The 14,635-nt window shown below is 60.3% G+C and carries 10 protein-coding genes; 9 read left to right on the top strand and 1 reads right to left on the bottom strand.

Going from position 1 to position 14,635, the window contains the following annotated elements:
• Positions 1-230: 230 nt before the first annotated feature.
• Complete coding sequence (locus P0D73_RS29610) at positions 231-416, bottom strand: hypothetical protein (RefSeq protein ID WP_132381545.1); 186 nt, start codon at positions 414-416, stop codon at positions 231-233.
• Positions 417-1,344: 928 nt separating this feature from the next.
• Here P0D73_RS29610 and P0D73_RS29605 point away from each other — a divergent pair.
• The 9 genes from P0D73_RS29605 (at position 1,345) to P0D73_RS29565 (ending at position 14,629) form a co-directional block, all read left to right on the top strand.
• The gene (locus tag P0D73_RS29605; protein ID WP_132381543.1) at positions 1,345-2,340 is read left to right on the top strand and encodes a GlxA family transcriptional regulator; all 996 of its coding nucleotides are present in this window, start codon (positions 1,345-1,347) and stop codon (positions 2,338-2,340) included.
• 890 nt (positions 2,341-3,230) lie between these two features.
• Positions 3,231-4,196 (top strand): GlxA family transcriptional regulator, encoded by a 966-nt coding sequence (locus P0D73_RS29600; protein ID WP_408434152.1) that lies wholly within the window; start codon positions 3,231-3,233, stop codon positions 4,194-4,196.
• A 49-nt stretch (positions 4,197-4,245) separates the two neighbouring features.
• Complete coding sequence (locus P0D73_RS29595; protein WP_408182036.1) at positions 4,246-5,628, top strand: undecaprenyl-phosphate glucose phosphotransferase; 1,383 nt, start codon at positions 4,246-4,248, stop codon at positions 5,626-5,628.
• 113 nt (positions 5,629-5,741) lie between these two features.
• Positions 5,742-6,866, top strand: a complete 1,125-nt coding sequence (locus P0D73_RS29590; RefSeq protein ID WP_408182060.1) for a polysaccharide biosynthesis/export family protein — start codon at positions 5,742-5,744, stop codon at positions 6,864-6,866.
• Between the two features lie 46 nt (positions 6,867-6,912).
• On the top strand, positions 6,913-8,571 hold the full coding sequence (locus P0D73_RS29585; protein ID WP_408434071.1) for a glycoside hydrolase family protein: 1,659 nt from the start codon (positions 6,913-6,915) through the stop codon (positions 8,569-8,571).
• Positions 8,556-9,128, top strand: a complete 573-nt coding sequence (locus P0D73_RS29580; RefSeq protein ID WP_408182033.1) for an arsenate reductase/protein-tyrosine-phosphatase family protein — start codon at positions 8,556-8,558, stop codon at positions 9,126-9,128. The genes P0D73_RS29585 and P0D73_RS29580 overlap by 16 nt, the downstream gene beginning before the upstream one ends.
• Positions 9,125-11,389: a polysaccharide biosynthesis tyrosine autokinase gene (locus P0D73_RS29575; protein WP_408292220.1), complete on the top strand. Its 2,265-nt coding sequence runs from the start codon at positions 9,125-9,127 to the stop codon at positions 11,387-11,389. The genes P0D73_RS29580 and P0D73_RS29575 overlap by 4 nt, the downstream gene beginning before the upstream one ends.
• Positions 11,386-13,539, top strand: a complete 2,154-nt coding sequence (locus tag P0D73_RS29570; protein WP_408182031.1) for a glycosyltransferase — start codon at positions 11,386-11,388, stop codon at positions 13,537-13,539. The genes P0D73_RS29575 and P0D73_RS29570 overlap by 4 nt, the downstream gene beginning before the upstream one ends.
• Positions 13,540-13,588: 49 nt before the next feature.
• Positions 13,589-14,629, top strand: a complete 1,041-nt coding sequence (locus tag P0D73_RS29565; RefSeq protein WP_132381533.1) for an EpsG family protein — start codon at positions 13,589-13,591, stop codon at positions 14,627-14,629.
• Positions 14,630-14,635: the final 6 nt, after the last annotated feature.

The following is a 14,635-nucleotide window of genomic DNA, read 5'->3' as shown; positions in this document are numbered from 1 at the left end:
GCGCGATTTCGCCGCCCCGCTATGGGGCCAACCGCGTGTCCGAATGGCAAAACGTCTCGTCGGTATCTTGTGCGTTCTAATTTGAAGCGAAAATAGCGGCTCACTGTGCAAGTGATCCGCCAATCGGAAAACGGTGAACCGGAACGAACATTTTCGTCTCCTTTATCGAACCGTCTTATGTCACTGCTCAGTCCACCGCGGAATGTCCAGCCACAACCCGCGCTTTGCGTCTAATTCAGGATTGAAAGCAGATCGGCAATGCTCACATTGGGTAATTGCTTGGCGATCATGTCCCAGAAGATCACATCGTGCATCGCGCTCGCATCTTCGGCCGTTCTCCACTGCCGCGCGCCGACGATGCTATCGGCGGTTTCGCTGGCGGCATCAACGATTGTCTTAATGTGTTGTTTGTGCATGAACGGGTTATCGGCTGCGCGGCCGACTTATTTAGGCCCTCGCGCAATCGTTTGCTTAATGTATGACTGAGCTTGACACAATCCCGCTTGAATCTGACGGCCGCAACCAGCCCCGTGCGGCGAACGCACCGCGTGGCGCGTCTACATGATACGGGTGTCATCCTTCAAAAATGACTCTGGAAAGCCCTACCCCGAATATTTCCGGATCAATTGGAGTCAGACAATCGCTGCGCAACACCAAATCGAAATCAGGATGAGGCCGTGTGCCGACGGCCGGTGCGATTCTATCAATCCCGGCTCGACCTTCCTCCGAGCGGCGGCTATCGGAAACATTCTGTCCGAAGAGGCACCACCGTTTCGACCGCGCTTGACGAATTGCTACCGGCCAGAGGTTTCCTCGCGTCAATGGCGTTCTGCGCACCGGTCTCAACCGAGGATGAAGAATGCAAACCTCGTCCAATTCAGAATCGTTACGCCATGACAACGCTTTTTCCGCAGGCCTGGTGACGCGCGTCGAAGCCGCAGACAAAGACAGATTCCTCATTCTGTTATTGCGTGAGGCGGGATTCGGAATTACAGCGAGATAGAATACTTACCGGGCATTACCCAAGCGCGCGCGCTGCACGGGTACCAACATCTCGAATAGGGCTTTGTCTCGTGTCTGGTATAAATCATTTTTGAAGATTCCCTATACATTCCGTCTCAGTCTATCCAGGATATCGTCTCGACGTATTCGAATTTTTTTCCGTTTAAACGCGTGCCCCAACTCGGTGCTCCCATACCCACTCAATGTCTCCACTGCCAATGTCTTGACTAATTCAGCCTATAATAATGGCGCCTGTATCATTTGCATAACAGGCCTCGACAAAAGAATTACAGGGTCTTGAGAGAGGCTTTACAGGCCACAACATTCCGGGGTAAAGAACCAATGGGGCTGGTACATATTCCGCCGCTCAGCTCGCGGCAAAGTGCGGTGCCGGCGCAAGTGAACGCGACGACTCACGTCGACATAGTGCTGTTCAATGGCTTTGCGCTGCCTAAGGTCGCAGCGCTCATCGAAATATTCCATAAGGCGAACGCGCTCGCCGCGTCGCAACGATCGGGCCGCGCGCGCTACGACGTCTCGCTGCTTTCGGCTGCGGGTGGCCGCATTGCGAGCTCGTCGTCGGTGTTCGTCTGGACAGACAGCGTCGATTCACACAAAGGCACGAGCGACACGCATCTGATGTTCATCGCAGGCGGCGCGGGCGCGCAAGAGGCACGCTGCGATGAGCGCCTGCGCAATTGGCTACGCCACAGGCATCCGTTCAGCGAAATCGTTCACCCAATCGCTGAGGGCCGGCTGCTTCTGGAAGCGGCTGGGCTTCCAAGCCGCTATTGCCCGCTGCTGCGCAGCGGCTCCGAAGCGTGCGACCGAGGTCCGGCACGGTCGCAAGGCGACACGCCCGCGGCCGTGCGCACGGCACTGCACATCGTTGAAGAAGACCTCGGGCCTGAACTGGCGCGTCAGGTTGCCGAGTCCGTCGCGCCGCCGCATAAGACTCCTTTCAGCTCTTCCGTCGCCCGCAGCGGGGCGCCGCAGGTTAGCGAGAAGATCATGGCATCGGCCCGGTGGCTGGAGGCAAACGTCGATCGTCCCATCTCAATCGACGACGCGGCGCGTCTCGCAGCCATGAGCGAGCGCAACTTCTTGCGGCGCTTCAAGAACGAGATCGGTATGACGCCCTCCGACTATCTGCTTCGCGCGCGTCTGAACCTGAGTTGTCAGATGCTCATTGAATCGCGTTTGCCCATCGACAAAATCGCACGGCGCTGCGGAATTGGCAGCGGCGGTCAGTTGGCTAAGCTTTTCAGAAAGTATCTGGCGACCACACCCACCGATTACCGGCTGAGCAAAGAAGCCTCTCCGAGTAGCCTGAGCTGAGCCCGCAGCGTGGCGCTCCCCTGAAAGCGAATACCTGCGCACGGTGGTCCGCCTTGCGGAGAAGCGGCCGAGCTCATTCCCGGCTGCTTCCACCGACGCCCGCCGCTTCTGTTTCGATTGCCGATAGCCCTGCGACGTGCAGTGCCCTCAGCCAGCCACCAGGCAATCCGATGCATCGATACGGCCGGCACAAGCGATACGGATCGACACCCGTCATGGGAGCGCACCCGACAAATTACACCCAAAATAGTCAGCAATTGATGCCAATGTTTTCGGGTCTATTTTTTCCTTTCGGGTCTCAGTGGCGAACTGCAATTAGCGCAATAGCGAGCATTAATTCACCACTGCTTTTCACATCGCGAACTTTTCACATAGAAAAAAGAGCTGCCTGAACCTGCTATAGCGACCGAAATGATGCAATGCGTATAACTCGGTTAAGCACCCACACTCGCGACACGACCGTGATATATCGTCATTTCGCCATGATTTGACCGTATTTGAGTCAGCTGGCAATGAGGCTCCAGACGCGGACTATCGCGACACGGCGCCCTCTTTCGCACCGATACCACGCGCCAAATATTCAATTGCCGGATATGAAGCCAATATGAATTTCTTGGCGTTCGTCAGCGGCAAATCGATGCATTTCGTGTCAAAAAATTACCAGCCTGGATGTTCTTGATCAAATCCGCCAAGAGCATGGTTGAATCGGACGCCCCTGTCTGATCGGAGCACCCCCGCGAATATGATGCGCTGCAGAAAACTCATTTTCGCTAATAGTGCCGGGGGCCAGCGGTATGGAATGTGCGACTGATATAACGAGGAAAACAATTCATCTCATGATGGGCGGGAGCGTGGGGTTGGCGCGCCGCCGCAGACAGGTTGTGATTCTCCTGTTCGAAGGTTTTTCGCTCATTCATATGGGGCGCCTGGCGGAGACATTCAGTCTCGCCAACCGTTTGCGTCATCCAGACAACGCGCTACACAACTACTACGACCTGCGTCTCGTGTCCGCCAGCGGCGGAGCCATACGCTCGTCCTCGGGCGTGCTGATCTGGACCGACGCGGTCGACTCCCACTACGCGAAAGATGTTCATGCGCTGTTTGCGCTCGGAGCCGTGAGCGCACCCGTCGAAAGCGACGAACGGCTGATCTCGTGGTTACGTCACGCCTATCCGCATGCGGAGGTGGTGCAGGGGATCGGCGGAGGTAATGGCGTTCTCGAAATGGCTCGACTCGAACCCAAGGATGTTGCAGTGACTGAGATGGCAGGTGGTGCGATGACCGCAAGCGCGCTGTCCGCAACCAGAACCGCCGGCATCGACGCCGACGCTAGTGTCGCGCTAACCAGCGCGTTGTCCGTCGTCAAACGTGATTGTGGCTACGAGACGGCCAGCCAGGTCGCGCACGACCTGCTGCCCGTCACGCCGAAACAGTTCACCCACTCGGTATTCAATTCCCGCGAGGCGCGCGCCAGTGACCTGATTCGCACGTCAGCGTATCAGTTGCGCGTCAGCAGCGAGAGCCGTATATCGATTGCGGATGCCGCTCAGGCTGTGGCAATGAGCGAACGCAATTTCCTGCGCCGCTTCAAACAGGAGATCGGCGTGACGCCGACAGAGTTCGTCCTGCGGGTCCGCCTCGAAAAAGCCTGCCACATGCTGGTCGATACCGACCTGCCCGCCGACAAGATCGCCCGTCGTACGGGTCTGGGTAGTGGCGACCGACTTGCCAAACTGTTCCGCCAGCACCTGCAGATGTCACCGACAGAGTATCGGACCAATGAGCGCAACCGGTTGGCTGATAACGGGTCGTCCGAACCGCCCACCGTCAAGCGGGTACGCCGCCCCGTTTCGTAGAAGCGAGCGATAGCTGGCTGCTTCCTCAACCGGCTCCACGGAGATTCTCATGAAACAAGCTGTCGCACGCCTGATCGATAGCGGGTGCATTGCGCTCGCGGCTGTCATCGCAGCCCATATCGCTCCTGCGCAGGGCCACGAAAGCGGCCCACTTCAGTTGCTGTTCGCAATCGTTATCCTGATGTCGTCAGCGGCTCTTTTGCCGATTGTTCGCGTTTACGCCGTATCGCCCATGCGCTCGTTGTATCGCCTCGGGACCCGAGTTCTGCCGGCATGGCTGGCCCTGCAGTTCGCCGGCTTGCTGCTCCTGCTGTCCATTCAGCACCAGGATGAGACGCTGGTGTCCTGGATCGCATGGTGGACCTGCATAGGCGTCGTACTGCTCGCGGCATGGCGAGTGATCGCCTCCACGATGCGTTCCTCCCCGCGTGTTGTCGGGTTGCGCGCCCGTAACATTGTCGTCGTGGGCAACGGCGAATACCTCAAGCTGATCGTTGCGAAGGTCGACTCCAGCAATCACCCGGATTTCCGTGTCGCGGAAGTTGTCGAGTTGCACGACGCCGGCGACCGACCCGGCTCCGCCATGGGCGAGCACGGCCAGACCAAACTGGCCCGTCTCGCAGGGCTAGCGGAGTCCGGCGGCATTCACGAGGTATGGCTCGCGTTACCGCTGTCGGCCCACGCCGCGGCGGCCCATTGCATCGAAGCGCTCAAGAACACGCTGGTGGAAATTCGGCTGATGCCGGACTTCATGCCGCTCGGACTGTACGCCGGCGTCGCGTCGCTCGACACGCTCGACATCCCCTCGCTCAGTCTTTCTCCGTCGGCCATTTCTGATGAGGCGATGACCGGCAAGGAGATCTTCGACAGGGCCTTTGCACTGGTTGCGCTGATCGGGCTTGCACCGTTATTCGTGGCGATCGCGATCGCCATCAAGCTCTCGTCGCCGGGCCCGGTTTTCTTCCGGCAACGCCGCAAGGGCCTGAAGGGACGGCCGTTTTCAATCTACAAGTTTCGTTCGATGCGAGTTCATGCGCAAGAGCGTGGCGTAGTGCGTCAGGCGACACGCAACGATAACCGTATCACGCCCGTAGGGCGCTTCCTGCGCCGTACGAGTCTCGACGAGATTCCGCAGTTCATCAATGTCCTGCGCGGCGAAATGTCGATCGTCGGTCCTCGTCCCCATGCGCTTGAACACGACGACCTGTACGGACCGCTGATCTCGGGCTATCTCGACCGCTATCGCATCAAGCCGGGCATTACCGGCTGGGCGCAGATCAACGGCTATCGAGGCGAAACGGACGCGCTGGAGAAGATGGCTGGCCGCGTCGAGTATGACCTGTACTACCTGCGTCATCGATCGTTCTGGATGGATATCAAGATCGTGCTACGCACGGTGGTCCGTGGGTTCTTAAGCAAGCAGGCGTACTAGTCATCGTGCGGAGCCGCGGACCGCGAGAAGGAGGTCGGCGAGCCCAATAAAAAGGAATCGGAGTGAAGCAATTGAAAGTCAGGTCCAACGCGCTGCGTCGCGGCGGTGTCAACATGTTTTCGATGAATCGGGTTGCATGGATTGCGGCGCTCCAGTTCGCCTTGTCCGCCTGTTCGGTTGCGCCCGGCATGAAAATGCAAAAAGCGTCTACGTTGCCGATAACCAGTGCGAGTGAGCAAGCGCCGGCCGAGCAATTGCCCGTACCGATGACCGAAGTGACCCTGTCGTCAATCGACGAGATCCGCGGTGAAGCTGAACGCCGTAACGATGCCAGCGCCAGCGCCCTGCTCGGCCGCGGCCAGGCTTATACGATCGGTGCTGGCGATGTGCTCCAGATCACGGTCTGGGACCACCCGGAACTGGCCGCGGCTTTGGGCGCGCAGCCACCTGCGAACGCGCGCACCTACGACCCGCCGCCGGGATTCGTCGTCGACGACACAGGCTATCTGCGGTTTCCCTTCGTCGGAAATATTCACGTCGAAGGCATGAAAGTCGACGAAGTCCAACGCAAGCTTGCGGCGGAACTGAGCAAGTCGTTCCACGATCCTCAGGTGACGGTGCGTATTGCGTCGTTTCGCGCGAAGCAGGTGTACGTCGACGGCGAAGTACGTACGCCGGGAGCGCAATCCATCAACGATATCCCGACGACACTGTACGACGCCATCAGTCATGCCGGCGGGTTCAGCGCGGCTGCGGATCAGAGCCGCATTACGTTGACTCGCAACGGTCAGTCGTACGACATCAATTTCACGGGGATGCTGCAGCGCGGTTTGAATCCTTCGAAGATCATGCTGCGACCCGGCGATCTGATTCGCGTCTCCGCCAGAGAAGAAAACGGCGTGTTCGTCCTGGGCGAAGTGACAAAACCCATTACCGCGCTGCCGCTACGCAGCGGTCAGTTGACGCTGAGCGACGCGCTTTCACAGGCGGGCAGCATCAGTTCGACGACCGCGGACGCCGCGCAACTGTATGTGATCCGCGGGCTCGGCAAGGACGCACGTGTCTTCCACCTCGACGCCGCGTCGCCCGTCTCGATGATTCTCGCCAATCGGTTCGAACTACAACCGAAGGACATCGTCTACGTCGACGGAAACGGGCTGGTTCGCTTCAGCCGTGTGTTGAGCCTTCTGCTTCCTGGTATCAACGCCGGACTTACGGCGGGGTTGGTGACGAAATGACCATGACATTGCGATTTCTCCGAAGCCAGCGCATGACGGTGCGGTCATGGTGAATCGCCGTTCCGCAATGGGTCTCTCAGCCGGCGCCGCAATACTGGGCGCCACGGCTGTCTCGCGTGGGTGGGGCGAATCCATTGAGAATCGATCACCGAGCGGATTTCGCTGGATCAGTGACTTCGCCGCCAAGGGCAAGGGTGCGACGGACGACACCGGCACGTTCCAGCGCGCGATCGACTACGTGCGCAATATCGCACTGCACACGCGCGACACGTCGTGCTTACCGGCCTTGATGATTCCGGCCGGTCGATACGTACTCACGGAGACGATCGACACCGCGCCCTGGATCAAGCTGTGCTCGGTGGGCGGCGTCCTGCTCGACTTCTCCCAGTTGCCCGTGGGTTGGGACGGCTTGACCTGCAGAAACGAAACCACGCTTCCCGCGACAGAGTTGCGTTTTCCGGGTGACCGCTCGCCGTTCCTCGACGGCACAGGCGGCACGATCTCGATACTTGGTCCCGGGAAGGCGCGGGCCGAAGGATGGGGCATCGTGATGGGCAACCGGCAAGCCGGATTTTCGGGCGCCGTGAGAGACGCGGGTGGCCGCAATGTCGTGGTCACGGGCTGGCGTGGCGCGCTCCGGATCGATCCGCTCAATACGTACCTCACCGCGTGGTTCTCGTCGCGGTTCGAACAGAACCGCGAGAACGGCATTTACGTGGCTGCGGGGGTGGGCAGAAGCGTGAATAGCGGCGAACGGATGACCTTCGTCGATTGCACGTTTGCCGGGTCCGCGCGTGCCGTCGACATCAACTCGGACAGCATGGATTTTGTCTTCGATGCCTGCTCGTTCGATTTCAACGGCGACGTGGTGTATTTCGGCCGTCAGGCTCGTTTCGGCACGGTGGCGCTCAACCACTGTCACATCGAGGGTATCGACGGACTGCTGGTCAACGCTACGGCTTCGGGTAAGCATCTTCGCACCGTGTTCCGCGACTCGATCGTGCTGCCGAGACGCTGGAAGCGCAAGGACCTGAACAATGCGCCTCGTCAATTGGTCGCGGGCACCGCGAAGTTCTCCGCCTCCGGCGTCGAGTGGCGTTTCGAGTCTCCACCGCAGGGGGCGTTGACGGCGTTGATCGGTGACGAGGTGCCCGTCGAGTCGGTGACCGCGATGAGCTTCCAGAAGGTTCAGGCGCTGCCGTGGCGGGGAAGCGTGATCAACGCCGACAGTCTCTTCACGCTGGATCGCCCAGGCACGCGCGTGGACGCGCTCACGCACTGGAGCATGTCAGTCGCCACGCCCGGTCAGACTGCAGGCCAAATCGTCGCTTCGGACACGGTTGCCGGAAACAGCGCGGTGGCCAGCTCGAGGCAAGCCTTGCGGCTGGCATCGAACGACCTGGATAACGCGCCATTCTCGGTGATCACACGTACACCTTTCCCGGTCAGTCCCGGCGAAACCGTTCTGGCCGCGTGCACTGCAACAGCGACGGGCACAACGGGTCGCACGGCATTTTCGTTCCAGTTTTTTGCGGCAGGGGGTGTTCCGCTGAGCGTGAGTGAATCGCAAAGCGCGGCGAATGAACTTCCGTCTGCACAAGCAGCCGTTCCAGCCGGCGCCGTTCAGGCTGTCCTCAAGACGACCTTCACCGGCTGGACGGGAAAGCTCGAGATCAACGAACTCGCGGTATGGCGCTCGTCATGACGTTGGATGCGCGAACGCCCATTCGAGTCAGCAACGTCTCAACACAAAGAAAGAACAACCAGATGATTTCCAACGTTCTAATGGTTTGCCACGGAAACCTTTGCCGCAGCCCGATGGCTGCTGCCCTTCTTCAGCAACGCGTCGAAGGTCTGCGCGTCGGTTCTGCCGGTCTGGCGGCCGAGGTGGGACAACCGGCGGCGACCGAGGCCGTCGCGGTACTTTCCGAAATGGGCATCGACATCCAAGCGCACCGCGCCACGCAGTTGACCCGACAGATCGCGAACGACGCGGAGCTGATACTGACGATGACCGCAGCACAGACGCGAAGTCTGCAGTCGCTTTATCCGCTGATGCGCGGCCGCATCTTCTCGATACGCGGCTTCGACGATGCGGATATCGATGATCCGATGGGCATGCCCATCTCCGCATTCCGCGCGTGTCGCGAGGCATTGGCAGGCGGTATCGACTACTGGGTACGGCGACTGAAAAGCCTGAATGAACCAACAGGCGACCGCGTCTATCCGGAAGCGGTCTGCGTTGGCGGAGGTGCACAGTGAACCCGCCGTATGCTCCGCACGAAGCAGCCGCCACTGAGAAAGAGTTCAACCTGGCGGCGATGCTCGATGTCTTCATGCTCTATCGCCGCATGATGCTGTGGATTTTCGGAACCGTCTCGATTCTCGGCATCGCGGCGGTACTGCTATCGGATCCGCAATATCAGGTCAACATCATCACTCAGGTCGACGAGGGTTCTGCCGCAACCACCGCGTCGTCGCTGCTGGGCCAGGATCTTTCGTCGATGCTCGACGTCAAGTCGTCCGCCGACACGGAAATGCAGGTGCTCCAGTCGCGGCTTGTCGTGGCTTCGGCCGTCGATAACCTGCGTCTGGATATCGAGGCGGAGCCCGCGCGTTTTCCGTTCATCGGTCGCGCCATCGCGCGATCCAGCAAGGGGCTGTCCCACCCTGGCTTCCTCGGCATGGGCGGATACACGTGGGGTGACGAGAGCGCAAGCGTCCAGCGCTTCGACGTTCCCACCGGATTCGAGGGAGAACAGTACCGCTTGACGGTTCTGGGCGCCGGGAGCTACCGGCTTTCGGGCGCCGGCCTCGAACAGGACGTTGTCGGCCGGATCGGCAAGACCGAGACTTTTGTCAGCGACGACGGTCCGATCACCTTGCACGTGAGCGCGATCCGCGCGGCACCTGGCGCGCGCTTCAAGCTCACGCGGCAATCGCGTCTGGAGACGATCGACAAGCTTCAACGCAGTCTTTCCATCAGTGAGCTGGGCAAGGATTCCAATGTTCTTCAGGTCAAGCTGCGCGGCAGCGACCCGGTGCTGATCACGGCAATCCTGAACGATATCGCCCGCCACTATGTCGGCCAGAACGAGGACCGCAAAGCGGAGCAGGCCGCGCGATCGCTGACCTTCCTGCGCGGCCAGGTACCCGACTTGCGTGCGAAACTCGATGCCGCCGAAAGTGCCTATGCCGCGGTTCGAAGCAAGCTGGGATCGGTGGATCTCGACGGTGAGGCGCGCGCCATCCTGCAGCAATCCGCCGACAATGAGACCCAGGTCAGCACGCTCCTGCAAAAGCGCGCGGAGGCGCTGACCCGCTTTGAACCGACGAATCCAACGGTGGTCGCGCTCGATCGCCAGATCAAGGTGCTGCAGGCGCAATCGGCCGGGTTCAGTCAACGCATCGATCGTCTGCCGGAGACCCAACGTCGGGTGGTGACGGCACAACGTGACGTCAAGATCAGCAATGACCTCTACGTCGGCTTGCTGAACAACATCGAACAGTTGCAGATTCTGGAGGTGGGACGGATCGGGAACGTCCGCGTTCTCGATAACGCGTTGTTGCCCGACCAGCCGATCCGGTTGTGGCGCCCCGTGTTGTGTCTCGTCGTGGTCGTGCTCGCCGTGTTTGCAGCGGCCGCTACCGCGTTCATCCGCGATCTGCTGTTCCGTGGGATTTCCGATTCACACGAGATCGAAGAACAGACCGATCTCAGCGTGTTCTCCGTGGTGCCGATGGCGAACCGCAGTGGCTTCCGGTTGTCCGGGTACTTGCGTCGAAAAACACCCCCGCGGCGACCGCTGGCATTCGTCGATCCGGCCGACCCCGCGATCGAGAGTTTGCGCAGTCTTCGTACGGCATTGCAGTTTTCGCTGTCCGACTCGGGCAACAAAGTCGTGATGTTCACCGGGCCGTCACCCAACATCGGTAAATCGTTTATCGCGTCGAACGTGGCCGCGGTTCTCGCACGGACCGGCAAACGTGTCCTGTTGATCGACGGTGACCTTAGACGCAGCGGACTGAGCCGTGCCTATGGCTGCCACTCGGCCGTTGGGCTATCTGACGTGATCGCCGGTGCCAGTGGGCTCGACGCGTCGATCCGCAACGTCGAGCGCTCGACGCTCGACTTTCTCCCAAGCGGGTCGATGCCGCCCAATGCTGCCGACCATCTGAGCAGCCCGAGCGTGTCCGATCTTTTCCAGACCCTCTCCGCGCGGTACGACGTGGTGATCGTCGACACCGCACCGCTCCTCCCTGTACCCGACGCCGCCATTCTTGCGCCCTATTCCAATGGCAATGTGTTCCTGGTGGCGCGCGCCTCCATCACGAAGCCGGCGGAACTCGAAGAGTGTGCGCGCCGCCTGCGGCAAGTCGGCGTCGACGTGAAAGGCGTGGTACTCAACGGGATCGATCGGCACGCAGGACGATTCCGGTATGGCACGACCTACGGAAGCTATCGCTACGCGAGCTCGCGAAGCAAAGATGCTCGCCCCGTGCTGGACGAGGTCGCGCAATGACGCAGCGAGGCCGCGATGCCTGGGCGGCATCTTTGCTCTCCGTTAGCGCGCTGGGATCGGCCGGGCTGGCGTTCGCCGTACAGGCGATGCTGGCGCGGTCGCTGTCACCTTCGGAGTACGGACAGTTCGCCGCCGCGCTCGCCGTCGTGACCATCATTGCCCCGGCGGTCGGCTTCGGCGTGCCGTCCTTCTGGCTAAAGGCCTACGGCACCGAAGGCTGGGCGGCAAAGCGCTGGATGGAGGCTTCGGTTCGTTTCATCACTCGCAGCGCGCTCGTGTGCCTCGTCGCCGCCGCGCTCTGGGCATGGGTCGGCACGGCCGACGCGCGCACCAGCCAACTGCTGCTGTCGATGCTCCCCGTGGTATTGACGCAGGGCGTAATCGAAATGGCCTCGGCGAAACTGCAGCTCGAAGAGAAGTTCGGGCGGGTTGCGATGTGGCAGGCATTGCAGCATGCCGGACGTCTCGGACTGGTGCTGGCTTGCTGGCAGCTGGGGGCAAGCAGCGAGGCGATTGCGCTCGGCTTTGGCTGCATGGGCGCAATCGTAACGCTGTGCGCCTGGCGGTCGGTCTCCGCGCTGCGGCGTGGTGCGGTGGAACTGATTGGACATGGGGCGAAATCCACAGCGCGACGGATGAGCGGGAGTTTGCCAACGCCGTCGATCCATGAACTCCGGCTCAACGCCATGCCCTTCGGCGTCTCCAGTCTCCTTTTCTATGCGTACGGACAAAGCGGGCTGGTGATCGTCTCGCACCTGGGCACGTCGCAGGACGTCGGCGTCTATAGCGTCGCCGTGACGATCCTGACCGCGCTCTATCTATTGCCAACCGTTTTGTTCCAGAAGCTCCTGATGCCGCGCCTTCATCGTTGGGCTGCGTCGGGCGACGAGCGTCTCGAACGAGTGTACCGGGACGGCAACAAATGGATGTTCGCCTCCGGTGTCGCACTGGCCGGCATCGCAGCATTGCTCGCGCCGTTCGCAATCCCACTGGTGTTTGGCAGGCAATACGAGCAATCAGTGAATGTGGTGATGCTCATGACGCTGAGCACGCCATTCAGATTCCTGACCGTCAGCGCCTCTTCCGTGATGACGACCCGCAATCTGATTCATGTGCGTAACCGCTGCGCCTTCGCTGCGTTGTTATTCAGCGTCATTGCTGGCGTGATCGGCGTGTTGCTCGCAGGCATCGTCGGCGCCGCGGTTGCGTCGGTCGCAGGCGAGGTCGTCTGGGCTGCGCTGTCCGTGCTGTGCGCCCGTCGTTTCCTGGCCGGTGCACGGCGCAAGCCGGCACCGGTCGCCGACGTTCAGCAGGATGCCCAGATTGCGCCCTCCTTGCTATCCGAACAGATTCCGGTAAGCGTGATCATTCCATGTTTCAACTGCCGCGCTACGATCGGGCGAGCCGTCCAGTCGGTATTCCTGCAGACGTGCCGCCCACGTGAGTTGATCCTCGTCGACGATTGCAGCACCGACGGCACACTCGACCTTCTCGGCCAACTGGCGCTGAGGTATCCAGCCAACTGGATCCGCGTACTGCCGCAGCCTCGCAACGCTGGACCGGGTGCAGCGCGTAATGCCGCATGGGCGGTTGCAACACAGCCCTACATCGCGTTTCTCGACTCGGATGACAGTTGGCATGCCGCCAAGATGGAGATCCAGTACGGATGGATGCGTGCTCGTCCGGAGGCGGCGATCACTGGCCATCCTGTGGCGCAACTCGAGCCTGGCGAGCATCCCGAATCGCAACCATGGCCTTCTGCCATCGCGCCGCGCCGCATGTCGCGACAGCGCATCCTGTTCTCGAACCGCTTCACGCCGTCCAGCATTCTGATGCGCGCAGATGTCGGCGCCCGGTTCGACGAGAAGAAGCGGCACGCTGAAGACTATTTCATGCTGCTTGAAGCTGTTCTGGTGGAGCAAGGCGAGGCCTACCTGTTTCCGGTCGCCCTTTCATACGTCTACAAGGCGCAGTTCGGTGCGCAAACCGGCTTGAGCGCTCAACTCTGGAAAATCCAGAAAGGTGAACAGGATAACTACCTCCACTTCCGCAGACGCAGAGTCATTAGCAACGTCGAATGGCTATGTTTTTCCCTGTTGAGCGCAGCCAAGTATTTTCGGCGCTGCGTGCTGTCGCGGAGATTTACGTGAGAAAAGTACCCTCATCCAGCGCACAGCACCAACCGGCGAGGCGTTCAAAATGACTTACTACCTCGTTCCCCTACTAATCTTTTACTTCGGCGTGGCGCTGTGCATTGCCTATGGCGGCACCAATCCTGCCGTCGTTCTCACGTGTGCGTTGCCGATGGTCGCTCTAGCCGTTTTGCGTGGCCATAGCGGTACTGACACGGCTGCGTATTACCAGGCGTTCACGGACCTCGGCCAAGGCAACGGCTATGGCGCCGAGCCGCTATTCAATGCGTATGCGCAGTTTCTCTGGGCCATTGATCCCGACCCGCGGTTCGTCGTCAATAGCATTTCGATGACAACTGCGCTGCTGTTGCTGTGGTCCATTTCCCGTAGCCGCTTCGGCATCTGGTTCGGTGGACTGGTGCTCGTGCCCGGCATGTTCTACGAGCTGACCATGAATGTGATGCGATTCGGTCTCGCATCGGCGATTTTCCTGCTCGCGACCCGCGTTTCGCCACACCAGAAGCCGCTTCGATACTTCATTTACGCTTTGATCGGCACCTGCGTGCATTTCTCTTCAGCGCTCCTATTCCTGCTTTTCATTGCGACGACCCGGCGCGGACACACGCTGATGTTTGTCGGCGTTGCGGTTGCCGTCATCGGCGGTTCACTTTTGATGCCGGACTACTTCGCCGACAAGACCAGTCTCTACACCGGCATAGCGGCCCCGAATGCGTCGTCCGGACTGCTCTTTCTGATGATCCAGATGCTGATGCTGGGCGTGATGATCGTGTACCGGCGGCAGTTCGCCATTCCACCTATCGGCTGGCTGATCTGCGCGTTGCTGGCGGCAGTGCTTTACGGCATGACTCAGGTGACTTATGCGGGCATCCGCTTTCAGTTGATCCTCGTGAACCTGATGTTGGTCGTCCTCTGGCGTCAGTTCGCTCCGCCGACTGGACGCATGCAGACAAATCTGGCGACGTGGCTATTCCTCATTGGACTGATCGCGCTCGCGGGACGCATCCACAACATGACTGATGAAGAAGGACACGGGGAATCTCCGTTCTTGCCTTATCAGATGGCTCCAGCAATCCAGGAACTAGGGTAAGCGATC

The organism is Paraburkholderia sp. RL18-101-BIB-B, assembly GCF_046026985.1.
Lineage (GTDB): Bacteria > Pseudomonadota > Gammaproteobacteria > Burkholderiales > Burkholderiaceae > Paraburkholderia.
The sequence above is the reverse complement of the archived record's forward strand: the minus strand, read 5'-3'. Positions and strand labels throughout refer to the sequence as shown.

What these genes read in the sequence shown, in the direction of transcription:
- P0D73_RS29595 (WP_408182036.1), top strand. Translation starts at nt 4,246, where the DNA reads ATGAAACAAGCTGTCGCACGCCTGATCGATAGCGGGTGCATTGCGCTC.
- P0D73_RS29580 (WP_408182033.1), top strand. Translation starts at nt 8,556, where the DNA reads ATGGCGCTCGTCATGACGTTGGATGCGCGAACGCCCATTCGAGTCAGC.
- P0D73_RS29570 (WP_408182031.1), top strand. Translation starts at nt 11,386, where the DNA reads ATGACGCAGCGAGGCCGCGATGCCTGGGCGGCATCTTTGCTCTCCGTT.
- P0D73_RS29565 (WP_132381533.1), top strand. Translation starts at nt 13,589, where the DNA reads ATGACTTACTACCTCGTTCCCCTACTAATCTTTTACTTCGGCGTGGCG.
- P0D73_RS29590 (WP_408182060.1), top strand. Translation starts at nt 5,742, where the DNA reads ATGTTTTCGATGAATCGGGTTGCATGGATTGCGGCGCTCCAGTTCGCC.
- P0D73_RS29605 (WP_132381543.1), top strand. Translation starts at nt 1,345, where the DNA reads ATGGGGCTGGTACATATTCCGCCGCTCAGCTCGCGGCAAAGTGCGGTG.
- P0D73_RS29610 (WP_132381545.1), bottom strand. Translation starts at nt 416, where the DNA reads ATGCACAAACAACACATTAAGACAATCGTTGATGCCGCCAGCGAAACC.
- P0D73_RS29585 (WP_408434071.1), top strand. Translation starts at nt 6,913, where the DNA reads ATGGTGAATCGCCGTTCCGCAATGGGTCTCTCAGCCGGCGCCGCAATA.